The sequence below is a fragment of the Streptomyces sp. NPDC001137 genome (assembly GCF_040298885.1).
Lineage (GTDB): Bacteria > Actinomycetota > Actinomycetes > Streptomycetales > Streptomycetaceae > Streptomyces.
In genome coordinates this window covers 95,745-115,695 of sequence record NZ_JBEPBA010000010.1, presented here as the reverse complement: position 1 = coordinate 115,695, position 19,951 = coordinate 95,745, and the positions used below count along the sequence as shown (strand labels likewise).

Sequence of the window (19,951 nt, the reverse complement as noted above, 5' to 3'; positions counted from 1 at the left end):
CGCTCGCCTGATGTACATCAGGCGCAGCTTCCGTTCCTGCCGTCCCAGAACCGCAGCCACCCTCCTCGCCGCGGCCGCACTGCTCGTCTCCGCCTGCTCCTCCGGGGGCACCGCGAGCACCGGCGGCAATGCGGCGGAGGCGGTGCTGGCCGCGCTGCCGCAGTCGACGCCGTCCGCTCTCTCGTCGTACTACGAACAGAAGCTGAGCTGGCGCACCTGCGGCCCCACGGGCTTCGAGTGCGCCACGATGAAGGCCCCGCTCGACTACGCCAGGCCGGATGCCGGGGACGTACGGCTCGCAGTCGCCCGCAAGAAGGCCACCGGCAAGGCCAAGCCGCTCGGTTCCCTGCTGGTGAACCCGGGCGGGCCGGGCGGCTCGGCGATCGGGTACCTGCAGCAGTACGCCGGTGTCGGCTACCCGGCGGAGGTCCGCGCCCGCTACGACATGGTCGCCGTCGATCCGCGCGGCGTCGCCCGCAGCGAGCCCGTCGAATGCCTCGACGGCCGGCAGATGGACGCCTACACACAGACGGACACCACCCCCGACTCCGTCCATGAGATGAACCAACTCGTCCGCGCGTACCGGAAGTTCGCGGAGAGCTGCGGGCAGCACTCGGCCCAGCTGCTGCGGCACGTCTCCACCGTCGAGGCGGCGCGTGACATGGACATCCTGCGGGCGGCGCTGGGGGACTCGAAGCTGACGTATGTGGGGGCGTCGTACGGGACGTTCCTCGGGGCGACGTACGCCGGACTCTTCCCGGAGCGGGTGGGCCGGCTGGTGCTCGACGGCGCCATGGACCCGTCCCTGAGCAGCCGCCGGCTGAACCTGGACCAGACCGCGGGATTCGAAACGGCGTTCCAGTCGTTCGCGAAGGACTGCGTGCAGCAGCCCGACTGCCCGCTCGGCCGCAAGGGCACCACGCCCGCCCAGGTCGGCGACAACCTCAGCGCCTTCTTCAAGGAACTGGACACGCACCCCATCCCCACCGGCGACGCCGACGGCCGCAAGCTGGGCGAGGCCCTCGCCACCACCGGCGTGATCGCGGCGATGTACGACCAGGGCACGTGGGCGCAGCTGCGCGAGGCGCTGACCTCGGCGATGAAGGAGAAGGACGGCGCGGGCCTGCTCGTCCTCTCCGACAGCTACTACGAGCGCAACGCCCAAGGCCGCTACACGAACCTGATGTCCGCCAACGCCGCCGTGAACTGCCTGGACCTCCCGGGCGCCTTCGCCGGCCCCGAACAGGTGGAGAAGGCGCTCCCGTCCTTCGAGCAGGCCTCCCCGGTCTTCGGCAGGGGCCTTGCCTGGGCCTCCCTGAACTGCGCGTACTGGCCGGTGCAGCCCACCGGGGCCCCGCACCGCATCAAGGCGAAGGGTGCGGCCCCGATCGTCGTGGTCGGCACCACCCGCGACCCGGCGACCCCGTACCGATGGGCCCAGTCCCTGTCCCGCCAGCTCGCCTCGGCCCGCCTCCTCACCTACGAGGGCGACGGCCACACCGCCTTCGGCCGCGGCAGCACCTGCATCGACTCCACGATCGACGCCTACCTGCTCCGCGGAACCCCTCCGACCCAGGGAAAGCGCTGCTCATAGGCCTACTACCAGCCCCGCGGCACCCCCGCCCGGGGCTGGTACGGAGCACCCCCCGAAACTGTGTAGACTTACCGACGTTGCTGATCGCACCATAGTGCGGACGGCGCGCCGCCTTAGCTCAGATGGCCAGAGCAACGCACTCGTAATGCGTAGGTCTCGGGTTCGAATCCCGAAGGCGGCTCCATTTGGAACCCCGGGTCAGGCCTCTGACCTGGGGTTTTCTGTCATTCATGTTGTCTCGTCCGGCCGGGATTGCGGCTGTTGACCAGTGCAGCCGCAATGCGTAGGTCGGAGGTTTCTGGTGGTGTGGTTCGCGGGGGTGCGCGTGCCGGTACCCCTCTGACCTTGTGGGTTCGAGGGCTCGCCGCCGCCTCATCGGTTCTGGTCGGCAATGGCGTGCGGGAGGGGAGCGCATCCGTGCATCTGTAGTGCAGCAGCTGGCATTGATGGCGGGCGTCCGAGCGGGAAGCGCTGGCTATGGCCAAGTTGTCGATGTCGCACAACCCTGCGCAGGAAGGTTGGCTCGGTCGGTTCCGTCGGTCCGGTGATGCTGTCCGGGGCGAGGGCGGGAGTGTGAATGCCGTACGTGCGCGAGGTGCACCGTGGTACTCCCGGAGCCGTCCGGACGGCACGAGTTGAAGGCCGACGATGCGGAGATCCTCGCGGCCTCGAACTCCGGCTACGGCGTGCCCCCACTGCTCGGCTCGATCCCGCCCGCCTCCTCATCGAAGGTCTACGACACCTCCACCCGGCCGGAAGAGCCGCAGGGCGGCCCGGCGGCGCGAACGCGGAAGGACCGCGGAACGAGCCGGAATCCTCAACGGGCGCATCGGCTGGAAACGGTTATCGTCGATCGGCGTGACGAATAAGTTCAGCTATAATAACTCCATCTATATGTTGGAGGTGGTGCTGTGGACAAGCCCGCCGAGATGTTCGACCGTGTTTTCGAATGGGCCGAGCTGACCCGGTTCGCCACCTTGCCTGGCCCGCGGGCCACGCTGGGCGTGGTCTCCGGTCGCCGCCGACAGGGCAAGACCTTCCTGCTCGACGCTGTCACTCGTGCCAGTGGCGGCTTCATGTTCACCGCCACCGAGACCACCGAGGCCGACGCCCTGCGTCAGTTCGGTGAGGCGCTGGCCCGTCATCGCGGGCAGCCCACTCCGTTCCGTTTCGCGCACTGGGACGAGGCGGTCACGGAACTCATGCGCATTGCCGACTCGGGCGGGCCCACCGTGGCGGTCATCGACGAGTTCCCTTTCCTCGCCAAGGCGTCTCCCTCCCTGCCTTCGATCATCCAGCGCGCTCTGGACCCTGCTGCCCAGCACACCAACACTCCCGTGCGTCTGCTGTTGTGCGGCTCCGCGCTGTCGTTCATGGGCCGGTTGCTGTCCGGCAATGCTCCGCTGCGTGGCCGGGCCGGCCTCGAACTCGTGGTCCCGACCCTGGACTTCCGGCTCGCGGCCGAGTTCTGGCAGATCGACGACCCGCGTACGGCGCTTCTGACCAACGCCATCGTCGGGGGTACACCCGCCTACCGCCGTGAATTCACACAGGGGGACACCCCTGCCGGGCCGGACGACTTCGACGCCTGGGTCATCCGTGCCGTCCTCAACCCGGCGCGTCCGCTCTTCCGGGAGGCCCGCTACCTCCTCGCCGAAGAGCCCGAACTGCGTGACACCGCGCTGTACCACTCGGTACTGGCAGCCATCGCCTCCGGCAACGCCGCTCGTGGTGGCATCGCCGACTACCTGGGGCGCAAGTCCACCGACCTCGCCCACCCGCTGAGCGTGCTCCAGGACGTCGGCATGATCACCCACGAGGCCGATGCCTTTCGCCGTAACCGCTCCGCTTACCGCATCGCCGAGCCGCTCGTCACCTTCTACCACGCGGTCATGCGCCCGGCCTGGGGCGATCTGGAACGCCCCGGGCGGGCCTCCGACGTATGGCGCCGCGCCCAGTCCACCTTCCGCAGTAAAGTCGTCGGCCCGCACTTCGAGCAGGTCTGTAGGGAATGGGCCCGCTGGCACGCTGCGCCCGACACTCACGGAGGGCACGTCACGCGGGTCGCCAGCGGTGCCGTCAACGACCCCGCGGCCAGGACCAGCCACGAAGTCGACGTCGCCGTCCACGGTGAGTCCCACGAGGGCCGCCAGGTGCTGCTCGCCATCGGAGAAGCGAAGTGGAGCGACGTGATGGGAGCCGGCCACCTGGAACGTCTCCGGCACATCCGTTCCCTCCTGACCAGAAGCGGCACGGCCACCGAGGCGACACGGCTGTTGTGCTTCAGCGGCACCGGCTTCACCGATGAACTGCACCACCTCGCGAAGGACGACCGCACGATCCAACTCATCGACCTGCCTCGCCTTTACCACGGCGAGTGACTGCTGATCAGCAGCGCTGGGGAGCGGGTTGCCGCGCCGGTTGACGTACCCGCATGATGAGTTCGGGCTCTCCGGAGAGGAGGTCGCGGGCTCCTACGATCATCCGCGACCCGTCGCCGGACGGTCGGGCTGAACGCGGGCGGCCACTACGACATGTCGGCGACGTGCCTGCGGCGGCGGTGTTCCTGCGGGGAGGACGGTGTCACTGACCGGCAGGCGCCGACATGTGCAGCAGCCGTTCGGTGATCTCCCGGTACTGCCTCAGCGCGAGTCGTAGTTCCTCGGTCTGCGCGTGGGTGTCCTGCCAGCCTGCGCGCAGGATGCGGCGCCGTTCCGTGAGGGTGTCGGTGAACCGGGCAGCGACATCGTCGAGGACGGCGTCGGCCTCCTCCACCGCTTCGCGCGGGCTGTCGACGAAGCTGGTCAGGGCCTGTTGGAGGCGCAGGGTGAGCTTGTCCCGTTCGTCCTGCGAGACCAGGTCCTGGCCCGCCCCCCGATCGGGGCTGTCGGCGCCGGCGCCGGGCTCACGCGGTGCGTGATCGGGTTCGGTGCGAGGTGCCTGCGGGGCGCTTTGCGTCGCGGGATCATCCGGGCCCCCGGTCCGGGGTTGCCGTGCGTGTTCGGCGTTGAGCGACATCAGGTGCTGCTTCCCTTCGCATGGCGGCGGGTCAGTGGCCACGGTGCGTGGCCTTGGTCGTCGGGGGTCGGCCGGTCCGGGTCGGCCGGCTGTTCGGTGACCAGCGCCTCGAAGAGGCTTCGGGCTTCGACCATGGCCTCCCGCATTTCCTCGGTGCCGCTCTGGCCGCGGGCTGCGGTGTGCATGCTGCGGTAGCCCTGGACGTAGTGGGCGTGGTGGACGGACAGGGCGGCGATCTGGTCCTCGAACTGCTCGCCGTCGGGGAAGCCGCGATCCCTTGCCAGGCCTGCCAGAAGCGCGTCCGCCTCGGTGACGGCCTGTTGTGGTGACGCGACGAACTGCTCCTGGGCGGCGGCCCATTGAGTCACGTAGTACTCGCGGGCGTCGGGTGACAAGGGCCGCTCGGTGAGGGACCCGTGCCGTTCCACGCGCCTGTCGAGTTCCTGCTCGGCGGCCTTGGTGTCGCCGTCGTGGCGGGCGACGGTGCGGGCGTACTCGGGGCCGAAGCGCCGCTTCAGCCCGCGTCGGCCACTGCCCAGTACCCGTCCACGTCCGAAGTAGAGGAGGGCGGCCAGACCGATGACTATCACAGCGGTGATCACGACGGTGAACATGGCCGCCTTCTCTGACTCTCGTTGTGCACGTTGGTCAGCTTCATTGCCGTCAATTCCTGTCGGCTCATGGGGTGTTGAGGCCTGCCGGGTGGTGTCCGCGCGACGTGGGAACCGCCTCGGGCGTCCTTTGTCAGCGCCTGAAAGCGTCCTTGGCCTTGTCTCCGGCCTGCTTCAGGTTTCCGGAGACCTGGTCGGTCCTGCCGCGCCGCTGCAGTCGCCTGTTGCGGGTGGTTCGGCCGATGCGTTCGGTGATCCGGCCCTTCCATGCCTGTGTCCTGTGCCTGATGGTCCGTCCGACGGTCATGGCCGCCTCCTGTTTGTCCGGTGGGTGGGTTCCCCCGTGTGATCGCCGTACAGGCCGCTTGTTCCTGCGGGCAGGATCGAGCTCCGGAACGGACTACCTGCGGCTGTAGCGGCGGCCACCACTGCGCCCCCGCATGGCGAAGCCGACGATCCAGAGGACCAGGAGGACGGCGGCGACCCACCACAGGATCTGCATCGTGAAGCCGAACCCGAAGACCACCAGGATCAGCAGAAGGAGAAGAATCCAGATCATTGCCGGGCCTCCAGATCGCGGGGATTTCCTGAATTCCGCGGGGTCCGGGCGAAGCGGGAAGGTGGAATGCTGCGCCCCGATGGTCCGGAGTGGCATGGCCCTACGCCGTGCTGCCAGTCAACGCCCGGCAACCTCCCCTGTCAACGCAGCATCGACACTGACGAGTTCTGGGAGCTGTGCAGGGGCGGACGGGGTGAACGGAGCCTCGGCGGGTGCTTCGGCCGGCTCGGCCGGCGGCGCCGGCAGGATGTGGTCCTCCCACCAGGACAGGGCCAGCACGGTGGCGAGCAGGACGAAGGGGGTCGAAGCGGGAACGATCAGCGCGTACATGGGTACCGCCTGGCATGGATGCGTGCGACGCGGCGGGCAGCAGATCGGTGCCCGCTCGGGGCGCATCGGGCACGCCGGGATCGCGTGACGACGGGCATCTACGGGAACAGCCTCGCCCGTGACGCGGCGGGTTCCGGCACCGATGCGCTGGGTGCGCCCTCTGCGGAGCGCGTGGGCGGTGCGACGCTGCCGGGGGCAGGGGCGGCAAGGCGCACGCTAGTCCTCGCAGCCGTTCCCCGACAGGTGTCAAGCAGCCATCCATGCCTGCAGAACGCGCCGACGTCGCACGGTATCCGCAGCCTTTGGGCAGGACTAGGCTGTGGGGTGAGGCCCCAGTCCCCGGTATCGATGCTGTGTCCCGCTCCCGGGGAGGCCCACCGTGTTCGTCCTGCTCCTCATCCTCGTCGCGGTCCTGTTCGGCTTCGGCTTCCTTCACCCCATCTGGTGGGTGGCCGCGGCGGTGCTGGTCTACGGCGCAACCCGGCACGGCCGTGATCGCGGCGGAGGCCGCAGCAGTGGCGGCGGTTCCGATCTCGGGGACCACCGGGGCCCCCAGGACTACCGGGACTATCAGGAGCGCCGGGATCGTCAGGACCGCTGGGACCGCCGCTACAGCCGCCAGAACCGGGCGCGCTGGCGGCGCGAGGACCGTCGGGACCACGAACACCCCAGGTGACCGTGGAGTGGACCGGCAGCCGTGCCTACCGGCCCGGCTTCGGCAGGGCCGGACACGTCGAACTCGTCAAGAGGAACATGCCATGCAACGCACAACCCTGCTCCAAGAGGACTGGTGGAAGCTGCGGGCCGAGGCCACGTGGGGGAACGCATCGGAGGGAGAGGATCTCGTCGCACTGCGCGCCGAGAACGATCAGCTGCGGCGGGCGCTGGCCGGCCGCGCCGTCATCGACCAGGCTCGCGGCATGATGATGGTCCTGACCCCCTGCAGCCGCGGGACGGCCAGGGACCTCCTGGTCGACATCTCGCGGCAGTGCCACACCACACTTCGGGAGGTGGCCGCAGCCATGGTCGCCGGCTGGGAGGGCAAGCCGCTGCCGCGGCCGATGCAGCATGCGCTGCGGCATGCGCTGCGGCGGCTTTACGCGGAAGACCGAGGGGGCGACTCACCCCCGTCCGATGAACCGTCCAGGTAGGGAGAGGCCATGATCCACGCAGCCGATGTCCGGGAATGGCGCAACCGCGATGTCGTCGACAGCGAAGGCCACAAGGTCGGTGTCCTGGAGGCGGTCTATGTGGACACCACCACCGACGAGCCGGCCATGGCCTCGGTACGGACCGGACTTCCGACCCGGCACCGCCTGGTCTTCGTTCCCCTCGAGGACGCGATCGCCGGGCCCGGCTACGTCAAGGTCGGCTATGTCAGAACCCTGGTGAAGCGGGCCCCTTCGATCGGTACAGACGACGTGCTTCCCGCCGAGCAGGAGGAAGCCATCTTCAAGCACTATGGACTGCCGTACCAGCCCGGTGCGGCCGGCGAACGGCAACTGGCGCGCCGCTGACCACCTACGGACGGCACGACTGCCGTGTCCGCCGCAGCCGGGATCTGCGGTGGCAGCCGTCCGCTTCGACCCGTACGGGGCCTCGGCGTCTCCTCCTTCGCCCCAGCCCGCCGGCGCCGCCTGTGGAGCGGTGTCCCAAGCGGGGGCGGCGAGGTTTCAACTCCGCTGGCAGGGCTAGTCGTCGGACATGTCCAGACGCTACGGCGGAAGCCCCGCGGGGACGATCATCTCCATCATCGCGGACATCGCGGCACTGATTCTGATCCTGTGGATCGCTCTCTACCTGTTCGACGCCAACACCGCCAACACCACGGTCTCCTGGGTCCACGACGCGGCGAACTGGCTCTCGGGCTGGTCGCACAATCTGTTCACCATCCACTCGGACAACTGGCGCACCGCGGTCAACTACGGTCTGCCCGCTGTCGTCTACCTGCTGATCGGTCACGCGGTGGCCGGACGGGTCAACCGGACCTAGCCCTCTTCCGCCGTCCCCGCAACAGCGTCAGGCCACCAGGCGGGGGAGGGGCTCCAAGCTGTCGATGAAGGCGCGGGCGCGTTCGGACAGACGGCGGTTGCGGGGGCGAGTTCGCCCTTGGCCGTTCGAGCAGTACGGGGCTGTTCAGCGCGGTCCGCAGTTGTTCGCACGCGGCCGCGAAACGCTCCCGGATCTCCATCAAGGGCGCGTCAGTCCCACCGTGAGCGGCACAGGTCCGGCCCTCACGCGGTGGCCGCGAGGTGTCGCCCGGCCTGGTCCTTGACGCCCGCCGTCTGGCAGATGGTCACGGCGCCGACGGTTGTCGGGCTCCGCAACTATCAAGGGACACCGATGGGGAATCGCAGAGAAGAAGAACGGGCGCCCAAGCGCAAGGTACTCGACCTGACTGCCGTGCAGGTGGTGGCGAGCGCACTCGCGACTGTGGTGGGTGCGGTGCTGGCGTCCCTGCTGGGGGTGACCGGAACGCTCATCGGGGCCGCCGTGGTCAGTACCAGCGCGACCACCGGCGCGGCGGTCTTCTCGCATGCTTTCCGACGGACAGGCGAGGGGATCCGTAGCCGGGTGCCGCCCGTGGGAGTGCCGAGGACGCCGGGCGAGGAGCGGGCGGAACACCGCGCGGACGCCCGGGCGGCGTTCGGGTCACCGGCCCACGCCGAGCCTGTCGCAGCCAGCCCGCCCTTCGGAACCGGTGGCCCGGATCGCGAGCACGGCGGGACGACAGCGGGCTCCGCGTCTTCCGGAGGAGAGTCGGTCACCACCTATCGTGGTGGCTCCGTCCGGAGATCCATCGGATGGAGGAAATACGCCTTGGCGACGGGCCTGGTGTTCGCCCTGGCGATGATCACGGTCACCGCGGTGGAGGTGATCATGGGTAAACCGGTGGCGGCCGTGGTCAGGAACGAGCCGGGCAGGGGAACCTCGGTGGGCGGTGGCTCGGCGGGTACCCCGGGTCCCGGCGACAGCCGGACGCCCACCTCGGGTGCGTCCAGCGGCACGGCGCCGCAGACGGCCGGCTCCGCCTCGCCGGACGCGAGCGCGGCGCCGGACACCATTTCTGGTCCGGGCGCCAGCTCCAGCCCCAGCCCGAGCGGTTCGGCGTCGTCCGCATCGTCCAGCGGCGCTGCGGCGAGCAGTTCCGACGCCACCGCTGATTGAGCAGTGACGAGCCGGTCCAGACCTCGGCGGGCGGCGTCGTCGGGGGCGGAGCGCGTAGGACCCGGTCCCAGACGCGCCGTCCTGGTCAGCTGTTCCATGAAGAACACTCATGCATGAGCGCTGCGCCGCATGGCCGTCCGGTGCGGGAGGGTTGTCCGGGGATCGTCGGTGGAGGGCGGCACGGTGGTGGAACCAGTGCTGTTCGTCGCGGGGGCGCACGACGGTCGGACGGCGTCTTCGCCGCACCTTGTCGCCTGTGTTGTCCCGGCCGTGGCGGGCGGTGCGGCGTGCGCCGGGTCAGGATCGGGCTCAGCCCCGGCAGAGCCGCCGGGATCCCCCGGTCACGCGGTCGGCGGCCCCGGTACCGCTGGTGGACGGCTCGACTCCGTAGGCCGTCCCGGCCTTCGCACGAGTGACGGTCGCACCTTGATGTGCCCCGGGTCTGATGGAGTCGGGTTGCTGAGAACGGCCGTCCGGCAGCAGCCGGAGACTGCCTCGGGCAGCCATGCCCGCGTCTGCCCGGGCGAGGCCCTAATGCACCCGGGCCTCGCCGGTCTCCTGCGTGTCCTCGTCCGGCAGGTGGACGTCGTTGACCGCGATGTTCACCTCGACGACTTCCAGGCCCGTCATCCGCTCCACCGCCGCGATCACGTTCTCACGGACCTCTGCGGCGAGGTCGGTGATGCTCACCCCGTATTCGACGACGACCTGGAGGTCGATTGCGGTCTGCTTCTCACCGACCTCGACCTTTACGCCGCGCCCCGCGCTCGGATGCCCGCCCGGGACCCGGTCGCGCATGGCTCCCATGGTGCGGGTGAATCCGCCGCCCAGCGCGTGGATTCCGGGGACCTCCCGTGCGGCGATGCCGGCGATCTTCTCCACCACCCCGTCGGCGATGATGGTCCGGCCGCGGGTCTCCGGCGGTTCCTGGGTCCCGGGATGTGCGGCGTGCAGTGTCGTGCCCAGGCCGGTGCGGGGCTCATCGGAGCCGGGCCTGGGAAGGGTCGAACCGTTCGGCTCCGTCATGCGAAGCCACCTCCTCGGGTGGTGCACGGACTGCCGTGCCCGGGCAGCCGTCGGCCGCCGCCTGCCGTGCGGCTTGCCGAGTACCGCGCTGCGCCTCGTCCATGCCCGCGTACGGCATCACATCGCGGCCACGGTCCAGGCCCTGGGAACAGGCGGGTTACCGGCCACCCACCGGACCGCGCCGAGGACTATGCTGCGTACGGACGTCCCAGACCCCGGCGGCTTGTCGTTGCTCGACACAGATGGCGCGCGGAGCGGACTCGTAGTCCGTCACCCGGCGGCATCCCTGGAGGGAACCGGGTGGTCCTCCGTCCTGGCGCACAGGCGGTCGGACCGGCCTTCGCTCCGACTCCGCCGAACGTACGCCCCCACCGGGAGCGCGCCGTACAAGCCGGGTATCCGGCGTCACCGCGCCCGCTGCCGGATGGTCCCCAGAACCGAGGCGTCATGTCCCTCCCGCAGCTCACCGTGTATCGCCATGACCGGAGGAAACGGGCACTGATCACCCTGGCCGGTGAGATCGACCTGGAATCGGCGCCACTGGTGCGCGCCGCACTGGAGCGGTGTCTGTACGACGACATGCACACCATCGACGTCGACCTCACCCCCGTCACCTTCTGTGACTGCAGCGGACTCAACGCCTTCCTGTACGCCGCGCAGCAGACCACCCTGGCGGGCGGGACCCTGCGACTGCACCACCCGCCGCCGATGCTCGCCCTTGTCATCGGCCTCGCCGGCTGCGGGTTCCTGCTCCTCGGCACTCCGTTCGGCCCCCTGCCGCCTCCTCCCGGGGACACCGCGGCCATGCCCGCTCCAGCCCCGCCACACCGGTCTGTCCCGCTTGCGCCTGTTCTCTCGGGCGATGTGCGATGACGGCCGGAGTCGGGCGGGGACAGTCACGGAAGCCGGGAGACGGCGAGCCCTGCTCCATGGCTCCGGTGCGGTTGCGCCGGCTGAACCGTTGGCTGGTGGAGGACATGCTTGAGGACCTGGCGGGACTGTATGCGGAGGCCCGTGCGACGGCGCCGGGTGAGGCGTACCGCCGTCCCGGCCGCCAGAACTTCCTGAACCGTCTCACCACGGACATGCGCCGGCCGGGATTCGCCATGGTGGTCGGCGAGACGGACGGACTGATGGGATGCGCCTTCGGGTTCCCGGCACGCGGCGACGGCTCGTGGTGGTTCGGTCTCGACGGAGTACTGCCGCGCAGCATCGATCAACTCACGCTGTTCGACCGGGTCTTCGCGTTCGGTGACATCCTGATCCGGCCGCACCTGCAGGACCGTGGCCTCGCCCGCAGGCTGCAGGAGCGGCTGCTGATCGACCATCAGGCGTCACTCGGCGCCGCGCTGGTGGACCGGGCCGATCGTGCAACCTCGGCTGCGTTCCGCTCCTGGGGGTGGCTGGATGTCGGAGAGCTTCGCAGGCCGGCCGGTCCCACCAGGTTCCGCGCGCTGGTGCTTCCCGTCGGGGAACGCACCACGGCGAGGCCGAAGGGTCTTGTCACGATGCCTGGAGAAGGCGGCCCGGGTGGTCCCTGAGAGGCGGTCGGCCCGCATTCGGATGCTGGTGGCCGAGCAGGCGGCCCGGCGCGGTGCCCGGGTCGGCGTGGTGGACGTGTGCACCGCGGCCGTGGCCGCGCTGCCGGTCGGCGGGGCCGGGCTGTCGGCGATGTCCCAGGCCGCGCCGAGCCACCCGCTGTGCAGCACCGACGGCATCAGCGAGCAACTGGAAGAGCTCCAGCTCACGCTGGGCGAGGGGCCCTGTGTGGACGCCTTCCTGCACGGCTCGGCCGTCCTGACGCCCGATCTGCTCACCCGTGACCTGCAGGACCGTTGGATGGTGTTCGCCGAGGCGGCCCTGGAAGCCGGGGCACGCGCGGTGTTCGCGCTCCCGCTGCAGATGGGGGCGATCAGCCCGGGAGTGCTGGACCTGTATGCCGATGTTCCGGTCCGGTTGGACGCGGAGGAACTGGCGGACGCGTTGGCGTTCGCCGATCTCGCGACATGGGTACTGCTCGACGCGCGAATCGACGAGACGGGCGGCCCGCGCGATGGTCCCGTCGAGGACCTGGGCGCATACCGGGCGGAGATCGACCAGGCCAGCGGGATGCTCACGGCCCAGCTCGGAGTCGGCATCGAGGAAGCCTTCGTAAGGCTCCGCGCCTACGCCTATGCACACGGACGCCGGCTCGCCGACGTGGCCGCGGACGTGGTGGCCCGGCAGCTTCGTTTCCCACCGGACGCGGAGCCGGGTCAGGCCGAGGAGAAGACCTGACGCAGCGGTGCCGGCCGAGGAACGTGCTGTACTTCCCGCCCCGTCGGGCCGGGAAAAGGCTCAATTGAGGGTGCCCACGATGAATGAACAGCTTCTGGCCAAGACCTTCGTCGAGCTGGCCGACAACCTGGTCGCCGACTTCGACCTCATCGACTTCCTGCGCCTGCTGACCGACCGCTGCGTCGGCATGCTCGACGCGAGCGCCGCCGGGGTGCTGCTCGCCGACCGGGACGGCAAACTCCGCGTCATGGCCGCCTCCGACGAACAGGTGCGTGTTCTGGAGCTGTTCCAGCTCCAGAACGACCAAGGCCCCTGCCTCGAGTGCTTCCGCACCGGCGCACCGGTGATCATCCCCGACCTGACCCGGGAGGTCGACCGCTGGCCGCGTTTCGTCACGGCGGCCCACCGCAGCGGGTTCGGGGCCGTCCAGGCCCTGCCCATGCGCCTGCGGGACGAGACCGTCGGCGCCCTGAACCTCTTCCGCGCAGCCCCCGGCCCCTTCGACCCACCGGCCACACTCATCGCCCAGGCCCTGGCCGACGTCGCCACCATCAGCCTGCTGCAACAACGCACCGCCCAGCGCAGCACGGTGCTCAACGAACAACTGCAGACGGCCCTGAACAGCCGGGTACTGATCGAACAGGCCAAGGGGAAGCTCGCCGAACGCCAGGGCATCGACATGGAGCAGGCGTTCAGCGCGCTGCGCGGCTACGCCCGCTCCCACAACCGGCGCTTGTCCGACGTGGCCCGCGCCTTCATCGCCGACTCCGAACCCCTTGCCGGTCTGGGGTTCTGACCCACGCCCTGGCGGGGCCCGCTACTGCTCTGCGCCGTCCTCGATCAGACGGCGGTGCAGTTCCGTGGTCATGACGTGGATCGCTCGCGTCAGCTCGGTGTTGGTCTTGAGCTCCAACTCCTGCTCGACGAAATCGTGGTCGGCCTTGATCTGCTGGAAGGCCGCCTGCCGGTTCTGGCCGATCATGACGAACGTGGAGAGGAAGATCGCTTCCAGCGACACCACGAGCGTCAACGTGGGCCAGGGGCTGCCCTCGACGAACAGCATCCAGAGCACGAACGCGATCGCATGGATGTAGACGAACGGCATCGAACCGGCGAACTTGGTGATGGCGTCGGCGATCCGCAGTTGGGCGTCCCCGGCACGGCTGTTGCGGTGCGCAACCACTGCGGGGTGGTGCATGGCCTGGCTGTCCTGCTCGCTCATTGGCTGTCCTGCTCACTCATAGCGGCGCGCCTCTCGCGTTTCGGGGCTTCGCGGAGCACCGCCGACCACGGGCAACGGCCCCGCGCATCCCTGGAGCCTAGCCGCGGGGGTAGAGGATCTTCCGCCCTCGGCGCCGCCGCGATCATCAGCGATCTCACCGCGCTGCTGAACGCATTCCCCGCAGGACCCGCCGACGACGTCGCCCTCCTCGCCCTCAGCGCCACTTCCACGACACCCGCCACCACACCCTCCGGCGCCTCGGGCACCGCACACACCAGCGTGCCCCTCCCACTCCCCGACAGCACATGACCGGGCCGGACGGGCGATGAGCCGACAGGACGACCGCCGGGCGCGCACGCCGTCATCTCCGGCCCGCCGAACGGAGGCGCCGCAGTGCCTGGCGCAGCTCCTGCCGTACCCGTTCCGGGAGCGCCTCGTCCTTCGTCGTGGCGACCAGCGCCGCGGCCACGTCCCGGAGCTTGACGTTGCAGCGCTGCGACACGTCCACCAGCAGATCCCAGGCCCTCTCACTGGAACAGGGCGCCAGGGCCATCACCATGCCGCGCGCCTGGTCGATCACCGCACGACTCACCAGCGCCCGCCCCAACTGTTCGTTGCCGGCGCGCAGTTCGACGACCTCGGCCAGCAGGTCCGCAGCCGCAGCCGTCGACAGCGGCTGCTCCTCACAGGGCGTGGTCACCTGGTGCATGGTGCGTACCTCACAACGCAGTCATCCTGTCCATGGGGGTCGGCGGCACGCCCGTTGCCGTTCGCCGGCCGCGCCGGACTGGTAGGGCGGGCCGTGGTGTCGGTCACCTGCGGTACTCGCTGTCCCGACGGACCTTGCGTTTCCACCGTGCCCGATGCCGACGGCGGTCCCGGTGGTCCCAGTACTCCCCGGGACCGGAACTGCCGCCACGGTCCCAGCCCCCGCCTTCACCACGGCGGCCGTATTGGGCGGCACCGAACACCAGCACGACCGTCGCCGCGGCCGCCCACCAGATGGGGTGGAGGAAGCCGAAGCCGAACAGGACCACGATGAGGATAAGGAGCAGGACGAACACGACGGCCCCCCGGAGCGGAACAGAGCATCACAGCCGGGGGCAGGGGCCTGTTAGGACAGCCTAGCCCTGCCAAGTGACTGCTGGTAGCGCCCCATGTAACGGTCTCGCACCCGGAGCGGACGGCCACTTGCCGGCTGTTCAGGGAGCGCGGCAAGGGCTGGTGCGCGCGGTACGGCCCGAGCGCGGTACGCATGTACGCGCTGATCGTTCCGGCTTCGATCCCCTTCGTCCTCTCGCCGTTGTGATGGCCCTGTCGTAGGGGGAGGCGGGTTTCCTCTTCCGGCCTCGCGGAGCGGCGGCGCGTCCGCCACGAGGGCCGGCACGACCGGACCGGCAGATCACGCAACGGTTGCAGCGCGGGTGAGCACGGCATGGATCCATCGCACCGGCGTATCCATCAGGGGTGCGAGGCGCACCAGCCGCAGTACCATGGATCGTGGGTTGGCTCACTCTCACGTGCAGCCGCCCGGAAGGGCGACTCCGGCGTGGTTGCGCCGGAGTCGTTGGTACAGCCGCAGTGCCGGTTCCGGCAGGGCGCCGACCTTCCAAGGGACGCGGCCCGCGTCGACCCGTGTCCCGCTCAGGAGGGACCGCGGATGATCCACGCAGCCGACATCCGCGCGTGGCGCACTCATGACGTCGTCGACCCGCAGGGGCACAGGATCGGCGTGCTCGAAGCGGTCTACGTGCCCAGGCGATGGGAACGCGCGCGCCCTGGGGGGCACGCGACGGGCGGGGCGTGGTTGAGGTGGCCCACCACGGTTCGGATGCGCGTTCTTGGTCTACGGGACGAGTGGCGGAAGTGCTGTTCATGAGTTCTGGTCGACGTCGTTCCGCCGGAGCCGGCGCGTGTTCGGAGCGGCCGAAACGGGTGCTCGCTCTCATCGGGTCGGAATACCTGACCTAGTGTCAAGAATGGCTGCGCCGAAGCCGAGAGGGCCCCAGCCGTTGGTGCTCATGGCGGCTGCCGCGGGTGTCGGGTTCTGCGGCACCGGGGGCCTGGCTGCTGGGCAACTGGTGGCTGCTCGCCGTGCTCGCCGCCGTTGTGGCCGGGGCCGGCGGTCTCTGGCTCACGCAGTGGGCGGTGAGCGCCCGCTGGGAGCGGGTGCACGTGCGGAGGCTGCGCTACGGGCTCCCCCAGCTCGACGGGCTCCACCACGAGGACTTCGAGTTCGCGGTACGGGACCTGATGCGCCGTGACGGCTGTGCTGATGCCGTACAGGTGGGCGGGGCCGGGGACAACGGCGCGGATGTGCCGGCGACCGATCCGCTCGGCAGGCGCTGGGTGACACCGCAAGCACCGGCAGGATGGGGCCTCGGGGTCGGCTGCATCTGGTCGACCGTGGAACGCTGGGGGAGTGGGCGGGAGGTTCACGGCCGCTCTGGGAGCTGCTTCAGCGGTGCCCCCGACGGGGTAGCGGCCGGCGTTGTCGTGAGAACCGTTGTCGTGCTGATCACGGGCGCGGTGCCGGTGCCGAGCGGGTCAGGGCGATGTGAAGCCGTCGCAGAGCCGCGGTGACCAAGTGGCCTCGTATGCCGTCGGACTCCTCGCGAAGGGGAGCCGTGGGATCGGGGCGTCGGACGAGTTGTCGTAGCCTGGCGCGGCTGTTGTGCTCGACGAGGATCGGCACGTAGCCGGCGATACGAGCGTTGCTGAGCGGCTGGTAGCAGTCCTGCACCACCTCCCGCACGACCGCGGGCGTCAGCAGGCCGGCGTAGGAGGCCGTCAGATGGTCTGTGAGCTTCTCAAGGGTGTCGGGTAGCGCAGTCTCGGCCGTGTTCGCGCCCATGGCGCGCTCCTCACTGTCACAGACGGCCGGCCTCGGCAGCCGATCGGTTTCCGGGTGCTCGGCGTCGGCCCGTCCACTTCCCACACTTGCACGGATCGCGTCCGTGGAACGGTCCGCCGGATCTGTTCATCAACTGGCCATCTGGGACAGGTCGACCTGCGGACGGGCCCGTACGGCCGGCCAGAGGAGTAGGCTGATGTTACCGAGGGTATTTCGCGCACCGGCCTTCATGCTTGTGTCGTTTTCGGCGATTGATTACACCGGGCCGGTCCGACCGGCCCGGAGCAGGGTTCGCATCATGACTGCGACCGTTTCGTACGCGCCGACACTCCAAGGTCGGCCCTCCCCTCCGTCCCTCTGCATGCCGCCGGCTCTCACCGGTTCGACTCCGGCTCTCCTGGCCGGCGCCTGGTGGCCCCCCTCCTGTTATCCGGGGGCGGAACCTCCTTCATCGACTGCCCTGCTCGACCCGCGGACGACTCCCGTCTCGGCCGTGCGGCTGATGGCAGCCGTGAGCGACCCGCTGCGCACGTCGGCCACGGGCCGGCTGATGGACGAGGCGGCGCGTCTGCGCACCGTGACGGCGACCGACCGGGCCGTGGAGGTCGTCTGGGACGCTGAAGGAGGCCGTGAGGCCCGCGGTCCGACCTCCCGTCCACGGATCCCGGCAGTTACTGCTCCGGTAGTTGCCATTCCGGCAGCCGCCCTGCCGACACCGCATCCGGCGAAGGGAAGGTGAGGGTCATGGAGACCTTCGTGGCCGTGATGGTGCTCCTGGCGATGGTCGTTGTGGGCGTGCTCCTGATCCACCTGCTCAACAACCAGCACGACGAGCGCATCGCCGCTTTCCACTACAGCCGCTCCCGGTCCGCTGTCCGGGGGTTGGCACCATCGGCCCCGCAGAGGCATCGCGACCGTGGCGGAACGAGTAGCGCCGGTGATCGCCGCGACCACCGCGACGGGGGACGCGGACGGCTCCGGCCACGGCGCCGGACCCGGACGGCGGGGAAGTGAGTCGCCATGCTCCCCGCCACGCACCCCGTCAGGCTTCTGGCGGACACCCGCAGTGAGCCGGTGCTTCCCGGCACCGCGGTCCTGCGGATGGAGACGACAGCCCGGCGCACGGGGACGTTCGACGGCGCGTGGTGGCCGCGGACACGCGACCTCAAGAGCCAACTGTCGGGTCTCCTCACCGCGCTGGCGGCTCGCCTGGGCCCCATCGCCCGCGTGGGCCTCGACGCGAGCGACTGGGACGGGTCCCCCGGCCATCTGTTCGTCGACGGGCACATGGTCCGCATCGATTGGTCCGCCGTGGGCGACAACACCATGATCGTCACCCGTGGCGACCAGGACCACTTCCTGTTCCTCGTGATCCCGCCGGGAGCAGGTACCGGCCCCGCGCGTGCCGCGATGGCCATGGCCGTACAGGACGACAACGCCGTCTCGGCCGAGCGGATCCTGGCCGCCACCGGCATCACCCGGGCCGACCGGAGCGACGTAGCGCACAGTTCGCCCGGCTGAACCGGGCCGATACAGCAGAGCCTGCGACAGCAGCCCGGGACCCCGGCCGCAGCACGGACGACAGGTCGGGGTCCTGCCGTGCCGGACACCTCCCGGACCGTCCGGGTCCCGGGACCGTCATCGACGTGAGGAATGTGAGAACCATGGGTGTTCTGATCACCGTGCTGGTGGTGTTCGCCGTGGCCGGGCTGGTCCTGCTCGCCCTGAGCCTGCGCAACGTCCAGCAGTACGAGAAGGGCGTGGTGTTCCGCTTCGGGCGGCTGCTGCCGGACATCCGCGGGCCCGGCCTGCGCGTCATCCGGCCGATCGGGGACCGGATGCGGAAGGTGTCCGTACAGACCGAGGTGCTCGGCATCCCTCCGCAGGGGTCCATCACCGCCGACAACGTGACGCTCACCGTCGACGCGGTCGTCTACTTCAGGGTCATCGACCCGGTCAAGGCGCTGGTGAACGTGCGGGACTACCCCAGCGCCGTCTCCCAGATCGCCCAGACCTCGCTTCGCGCCGTCATCGGCAGGGCGGATCTGGACACGCTCCTCTCCGACCGCGACCACATCAACACGGAGCTCAAGAAGGTGATGGACGCCCCCACCGAGGAACCGTGGGGACTGCGCATCGAGCGGGTGGAGATCAAGGACATCGCCCTTCCGCAGTCGATGATGCGCTCCATGTCCAAGCAGGCCGAGGCCGAGCGCGAGCGCCGTGCCCGGGTCATCGCCGCCGACGGTGAGTTCCAGGCGTCCCAGCGGCTGAGTGACGCCGCGGCGACCATGGCCGACACTCCGGGCGCGCTCCAACTGCGCCTGCTGCAGACCGTGGTGGACGTCTCCGCGGAGAAGAACAGCACCCTGGTCATGCCGTTCCCGGTGGAGATGCTCCGCTTCTTCGAGCACCAGAGCCAGGAGACCGGCGGCGAATCCGTCCACCGGAGCATCCCACGCCCCGCGCTCCCCGAACGCCCGGAACGCCCGGAACTCCCGGAACCGATTACCTCTGCCCCACCCGCCGCGCCCGCCTTCCCCCTGAGCGGACAACGGGTCGGCTCCCACGGAGATCGGATCGGCAGGCGCGCGGATGTGGCGCGGGAGCGGCGGGACAATTGGCCGGCACACGCGGACTCCGACTCCGACGCGTCATATACCGGCGGCTGAACGTCGGGTGAACCGTTGACTGGCGCTGCACCTGGTAGGGGAACTGGCGGATCTGTACGTGGACTCACGCGAGACGCCACCCCATTAGGCATGGCCTTCGGCATCCGCCGGCCACGGTTCGCCATGGTGATCGCGGAGACGGAGGGTCTGGTGGGATGAGCCTTCGGATTCCCGCTCCGTAGCGGCGTCCGGTGGCTCGGCCGTGACGGAGTATTACCGCGCGCATCGAGCAACTCGCCATGTTCGGCAGTGTCTTCGCGATCACCGACATTATGGGCCGTCCGCGATTCCGTGGCGTGCGGCTTGACCTGAGGCGGCGCGGGTTGTCTCGCGGGGTATGGACCCCTGTGATCACCAAGCGCGAGGATGCGTCCCGTGGGCTGACGCGTGAGGAACTGCTCGCACTGCCTGGAGCCGGCGAACCGTGCGCTGTCCCTCAGCCGGACCACCGGGTACGACCTTGCCAAGCGTGGCCGGTATCCGTGCACGGTCCTGCGTCTGGGCAACGCCTACCGGGTCGTCACCGCCGACCTGCTCAAGCTGCTCCACATCGACGTACCGGAGCCCGCAGGCGTCGACGAGCCGACGGCTGTCACGCCCGAGGTGGAAGGAGGCCGGAT

General features: G+C 69.8%; 27 protein-coding genes, 1 tRNA gene and 1 pseudogene. 18 read left to right on the top strand and 11 right to left on the bottom strand.

The genetic code is table 11. The features are described 5' to 3' along the window. Positions 1-10 precede the first annotated feature (10 nt). The 4 genes from ABT254_RS21500 (at position 11) to ABT254_RS21485 (ending at position 3,975) form a co-directional block, all read left to right on the top strand. Positions 11-1,594 carry an alpha/beta hydrolase gene (locus ABT254_RS21500; protein ID WP_351472306.1) on the top strand — a complete coding sequence of 528 codons (1,584 nt, stop codon included), beginning with the start codon at positions 11-13 and terminating at the stop codon, positions 1,592-1,594. Positions 1,595-1,701: 107 nt separating this feature from the next. Then, positions 1,702-1,778 (top strand) — tRNA-Thr (locus tag ABT254_RS21495). Positions 1,779-2,196: 418 nt separating this feature from the next. Then, positions 2,197-2,463: a hypothetical protein gene (locus ABT254_RS21490; protein ID WP_351472303.1), complete on the top strand. Its 267-nt coding sequence runs from the start codon at positions 2,197-2,199 to the stop codon at positions 2,461-2,463. A 60-nt stretch (positions 2,464-2,523) separates the two neighbouring features. Beyond that, the gene (locus ABT254_RS21485) at positions 2,524-3,975 is read left to right on the top strand and encodes an AAA family ATPase (RefSeq protein ID WP_389073329.1); all 1,452 of its coding nucleotides are present in this window, start codon (positions 2,524-2,526) and stop codon (positions 3,973-3,975) included. A gap of 202 nt (positions 3,976-4,177) precedes the next feature. Here ABT254_RS21485 and ABT254_RS21480 read toward each other — a convergent pair whose 3' ends face one another. The 5 genes from ABT254_RS21480 to ABT254_RS21460 all read right to left on the bottom strand — a co-directional run bounded on the left by ABT254_RS21480 (position 4,178) and on the right by ABT254_RS21460 (position 6,112). Beyond that, positions 4,178-4,612, bottom strand: coding sequence for a hypothetical protein (locus tag ABT254_RS21480; RefSeq protein WP_351472297.1), 435 nt, complete (start codon positions 4,610-4,612; stop codon positions 4,178-4,180). Continuing rightward, positions 4,612-5,226, bottom strand: coding sequence for a hypothetical protein (locus tag ABT254_RS21475; RefSeq protein WP_351472295.1), 615 nt, complete (start codon positions 5,224-5,226; stop codon positions 4,612-4,614). The genes ABT254_RS21480 and ABT254_RS21475 overlap by 1 nt, the downstream gene beginning before the upstream one ends. A 130-nt stretch (positions 5,227-5,356) precedes the next feature. Beyond that, the gene (locus ABT254_RS21470) at positions 5,357-5,530 is read right to left on the bottom strand and encodes a CsbD family protein (protein WP_232649501.1); all 174 of its coding nucleotides are present in this window, start codon (positions 5,528-5,530) and stop codon (positions 5,357-5,359) included. A gap of 93 nt (positions 5,531-5,623) precedes the next feature. Next, positions 5,624-5,782 carry a hydrophobic protein gene (locus ABT254_RS21465; protein ID WP_232649502.1) on the bottom strand — a complete coding sequence of 53 codons (159 nt, stop codon included), beginning with the start codon at positions 5,780-5,782 and terminating at the stop codon, positions 5,624-5,626. A 117-nt stretch (positions 5,783-5,899) separates the two neighbouring features. Further along, entirely contained in the window at positions 5,900-6,112 is a 213-nt protein-coding gene (locus ABT254_RS21460; protein WP_232649503.1) for a hypothetical protein, read from the bottom strand. A 379-nt stretch (positions 6,113-6,491) separates the two neighbouring features. Here ABT254_RS21460 and ABT254_RS21455 point away from each other — a divergent pair, with 379 nt between their 5' ends. From ABT254_RS21455 to ABT254_RS21440, 4 genes are all read left to right on the top strand, one after another. Then, entirely contained in the window at positions 6,492-6,788 is a 297-nt protein-coding gene (locus ABT254_RS21455; RefSeq protein ID WP_351472290.1) for a hypothetical protein, read from the top strand. Positions 6,789-6,870: 82 nt separating this feature from the next. Then, a complete protein-coding gene (locus ABT254_RS21450) occupies positions 6,871-7,263 on the top strand; it encodes an ANTAR domain-containing protein (RefSeq protein WP_351472287.1) in 393 nt (130 codons plus the stop codon). A 9-nt stretch (positions 7,264-7,272) separates the two neighbouring features. Further along, a complete protein-coding gene (locus ABT254_RS21445) occupies positions 7,273-7,629 on the top strand; it encodes a PRC-barrel domain-containing protein (protein ID WP_351472284.1) in 357 nt (118 codons plus the stop codon). Between the two features lie 187 nt (positions 7,630-7,816). Then, complete coding sequence (locus ABT254_RS21440; protein ID WP_351472282.1) at positions 7,817-8,104, top strand: hypothetical protein; 288 nt, start codon at positions 7,817-7,819, stop codon at positions 8,102-8,104. 779 nt (positions 8,105-8,883) lie between these two features. On the opposite strand, the gene ABT254_RS21435 is transcribed toward ABT254_RS21440, so the two are convergent. Beyond that, a complete protein-coding gene (locus tag ABT254_RS21435; protein WP_351472279.1) occupies positions 8,884-9,378 on the bottom strand; it encodes a hypothetical protein in 495 nt (164 codons plus the stop codon). A gap of 433 nt (positions 9,379-9,811) precedes the next feature. Continuing rightward, a complete protein-coding gene (locus ABT254_RS21430) occupies positions 9,812-10,306 on the bottom strand; it encodes an Asp23/Gls24 family envelope stress response protein (RefSeq protein ID WP_351472276.1) in 495 nt (164 codons plus the stop codon). 447 nt (positions 10,307-10,753) lie between these two features. On the opposite strand from ABT254_RS21430, the gene ABT254_RS21425 reads away from it, so the two are divergent. From ABT254_RS21425 to ABT254_RS21410, 4 genes are all read left to right on the top strand, one after another. Then, positions 10,754-11,179 (top strand): STAS domain-containing protein, encoded by a 426-nt coding sequence (locus ABT254_RS21425; protein ID WP_351472273.1) that lies wholly within the window; start codon positions 10,754-10,756, stop codon positions 11,177-11,179. Positions 11,180-11,283: 104 nt separating this feature from the next. Then, positions 11,284-11,847 carry a hypothetical protein gene (locus ABT254_RS21420; RefSeq protein ID WP_351472856.1) on the top strand — a complete coding sequence of 188 codons (564 nt, stop codon included), beginning with the start codon at positions 11,284-11,286 and terminating at the stop codon, positions 11,845-11,847. Further along, positions 11,837-12,583: an ANTAR domain-containing protein gene (locus ABT254_RS21415; RefSeq protein WP_351472270.1), complete on the top strand. Its 747-nt coding sequence runs from the start codon at positions 11,837-11,839 to the stop codon at positions 12,581-12,583. Before ABT254_RS21420 ends, ABT254_RS21415 begins: the two co-directional genes overlap by 11 nt. Positions 12,584-12,662: 79 nt before the next feature. Further along, on the top strand, positions 12,663-13,379 hold the full coding sequence (locus tag ABT254_RS21410) for a GAF and ANTAR domain-containing protein (protein ID WP_232649512.1): 717 nt from the start codon (positions 12,663-12,665) through the stop codon (positions 13,377-13,379). 21 nt (positions 13,380-13,400) lie between these two features. On the opposite strand, the gene ABT254_RS21405 is transcribed toward ABT254_RS21410, so the two are convergent. The 3 genes from ABT254_RS21405 to ABT254_RS21395 form a co-directional block, all read right to left on the bottom strand. Next, entirely contained in the window at positions 13,401-13,805 is a 405-nt protein-coding gene (locus tag ABT254_RS21405) for a DUF1003 domain-containing protein (RefSeq protein ID WP_232649513.1), read from the bottom strand. A gap of 361 nt (positions 13,806-14,166) precedes the next feature. Then, positions 14,167-14,514 carry an ANTAR domain-containing protein gene (locus ABT254_RS21400; RefSeq protein ID WP_351472266.1) on the bottom strand — a complete coding sequence of 116 codons (348 nt, stop codon included), beginning with the start codon at positions 14,512-14,514 and terminating at the stop codon, positions 14,167-14,169. A gap of 103 nt (positions 14,515-14,617) precedes the next feature. Continuing rightward, entirely contained in the window at positions 14,618-14,869 is a 252-nt protein-coding gene (locus ABT254_RS21395) for a hypothetical protein (RefSeq protein ID WP_351472264.1), read from the bottom strand. Positions 14,870-15,842: 973 nt separating this feature from the next. Between ABT254_RS21395 and ABT254_RS21385 the strand changes: the two genes are divergently transcribed. Continuing rightward, positions 15,843-16,388 carry a restriction endonuclease gene (locus ABT254_RS21385; protein ID WP_308117054.1) on the top strand — a complete coding sequence of 182 codons (546 nt, stop codon included), beginning with the start codon at positions 15,843-15,845 and terminating at the stop codon, positions 16,386-16,388. Here ABT254_RS21385 and ABT254_RS21380 read toward each other — a convergent pair. Beyond that, a complete protein-coding gene (locus ABT254_RS21380; protein ID WP_351472261.1) occupies positions 16,324-16,659 on the bottom strand; it encodes a three-helix bundle dimerization domain-containing protein in 336 nt (111 codons plus the stop codon). The two genes, ABT254_RS21385 and ABT254_RS21380, sit on opposite strands and share 65 nt — an antisense overlap. Before the next feature lie 502 nt (positions 16,660-17,161). Between ABT254_RS21380 and ABT254_RS21375 the strand changes: the two genes are divergently transcribed. From ABT254_RS21375 to ABT254_RS21355, 5 genes and pseudogenes are all read left to right on the top strand, one after another. Next, positions 17,162-17,398 (top strand): hypothetical protein, encoded by a 237-nt coding sequence (locus ABT254_RS21375; RefSeq protein ID WP_351472259.1) that lies wholly within the window; start codon positions 17,162-17,164, stop codon positions 17,396-17,398. A 5-nt stretch (positions 17,399-17,403) separates the two neighbouring features. Next, positions 17,404-17,673 (top strand): hypothetical protein, encoded by a 270-nt coding sequence (locus ABT254_RS21370; protein ID WP_351472256.1) that lies wholly within the window; start codon positions 17,404-17,406, stop codon positions 17,671-17,673. Between the two features lie 6 nt (positions 17,674-17,679). Then, positions 17,680-18,180, top strand: a complete 501-nt coding sequence (locus tag ABT254_RS21365) for a DUF5994 family protein (protein ID WP_351472253.1) — start codon at positions 17,680-17,682, stop codon at positions 18,178-18,180. Between the two features lie 143 nt (positions 18,181-18,323). Then, positions 18,324-19,331: a slipin family protein gene (locus ABT254_RS21360; RefSeq protein WP_351472251.1), complete on the top strand. Its 1,008-nt coding sequence runs from the start codon at positions 18,324-18,326 to the stop codon at positions 19,329-19,331. Between the two features lie 347 nt (positions 19,332-19,678). Further along, positions 19,679-19,877 (top strand): annotated as a pseudogene (locus ABT254_RS21355) (hypothetical protein); the annotation flags it as partial. Between the last annotated feature and the right edge of the window lie 74 nt (positions 19,878-19,951).

What these genes read in the sequence shown, in the direction of transcription:
- ABT254_RS21475 (WP_351472295.1), bottom strand. Translation starts at nt 5,226, where the DNA reads ATGTTCACCGTCGTGATCACCGCTGTGATAGTCATCGGTCTGGCCGCC.
- ABT254_RS21400 (WP_351472266.1), bottom strand. Translation starts at nt 14,514, where the DNA reads ATGCACCAGGTGACCACGCCCTGTGAGGAGCAGCCGCTGTCGACGGCT.
- ABT254_RS21430 (WP_351472276.1), bottom strand. Translation starts at nt 10,306, where the DNA reads ATGACGGAGCCGAACGGTTCGACCCTTCCCAGGCCCGGCTCCGATGAG.
- ABT254_RS21500 (WP_351472306.1), top strand. Translation starts at nt 11, where the DNA reads ATGTACATCAGGCGCAGCTTCCGTTCCTGCCGTCCCAGAACCGCAGCC.
- ABT254_RS21365 (WP_351472253.1), top strand. Translation starts at nt 17,680, where the DNA reads ATGCTCCCCGCCACGCACCCCGTCAGGCTTCTGGCGGACACCCGCAGT.
- ABT254_RS21405 (WP_232649513.1), bottom strand. Translation starts at nt 13,805, where the DNA reads ATGAGCGAGCAGGACAGCCAGGCCATGCACCACCCCGCAGTGGTTGCG.
- ABT254_RS21435 (WP_351472279.1), bottom strand. Translation starts at nt 9,378, where the DNA reads ATGGAACAGCTGACCAGGACGGCGCGTCTGGGACCGGGTCCTACGCGC.
- ABT254_RS21425 (WP_351472273.1), top strand. Translation starts at nt 10,754, where the DNA reads ATGTCCCTCCCGCAGCTCACCGTGTATCGCCATGACCGGAGGAAACGG.
- ABT254_RS21420 (WP_351472856.1), top strand. Translation starts at nt 11,284, where the DNA reads ATGCTTGAGGACCTGGCGGGACTGTATGCGGAGGCCCGTGCGACGGCG.
- ABT254_RS21450 (WP_351472287.1), top strand. Translation starts at nt 6,871, where the DNA reads ATGCAACGCACAACCCTGCTCCAAGAGGACTGGTGGAAGCTGCGGGCC.
- ABT254_RS21380 (WP_351472261.1), bottom strand. Translation starts at nt 16,659, where the DNA reads ATGGGCGCGAACACGGCCGAGACTGCGCTACCCGACACCCTTGAGAAG.
- ABT254_RS21410 (WP_232649512.1), top strand. Translation starts at nt 12,663, where the DNA reads ATGAATGAACAGCTTCTGGCCAAGACCTTCGTCGAGCTGGCCGACAAC.
- ABT254_RS21445 (WP_351472284.1), top strand. Translation starts at nt 7,273, where the DNA reads ATGATCCACGCAGCCGATGTCCGGGAATGGCGCAACCGCGATGTCGTC.
- ABT254_RS21360 (WP_351472251.1), top strand. Translation starts at nt 18,324, where the DNA reads ATGGGTGTTCTGATCACCGTGCTGGTGGTGTTCGCCGTGGCCGGGCTG.
- ABT254_RS21440 (WP_351472282.1), top strand. Translation starts at nt 7,817, where the DNA reads ATGTCCAGACGCTACGGCGGAAGCCCCGCGGGGACGATCATCTCCATC.
- ABT254_RS21375 (WP_351472259.1), top strand. Translation starts at nt 17,162, where the DNA reads ATGGCAGCCGTGAGCGACCCGCTGCGCACGTCGGCCACGGGCCGGCTG.
- ABT254_RS21465 (WP_232649502.1), bottom strand. Translation starts at nt 5,782, where the DNA reads ATGATCTGGATTCTTCTCCTTCTGCTGATCCTGGTGGTCTTCGGGTTC.
- ABT254_RS21470 (WP_232649501.1), bottom strand. Translation starts at nt 5,530, where the DNA reads ATGACCGTCGGACGGACCATCAGGCACAGGACACAGGCATGGAAGGGC.
- ABT254_RS21485 (WP_389073329.1), top strand. Translation starts at nt 2,524, where the DNA reads ATGTTCGACCGTGTTTTCGAATGGGCCGAGCTGACCCGGTTCGCCACC.
- ABT254_RS21370 (WP_351472256.1), top strand. Translation starts at nt 17,404, where the DNA reads ATGGAGACCTTCGTGGCCGTGATGGTGCTCCTGGCGATGGTCGTTGTG.
- ABT254_RS21480 (WP_351472297.1), bottom strand. Translation starts at nt 4,612, where the DNA reads ATGTCGCTCAACGCCGAACACGCACGGCAACCCCGGACCGGGGGCCCG.
- ABT254_RS21460 (WP_232649503.1), bottom strand. Translation starts at nt 6,112, where the DNA reads ATGTACGCGCTGATCGTTCCCGCTTCGACCCCCTTCGTCCTGCTCGCC.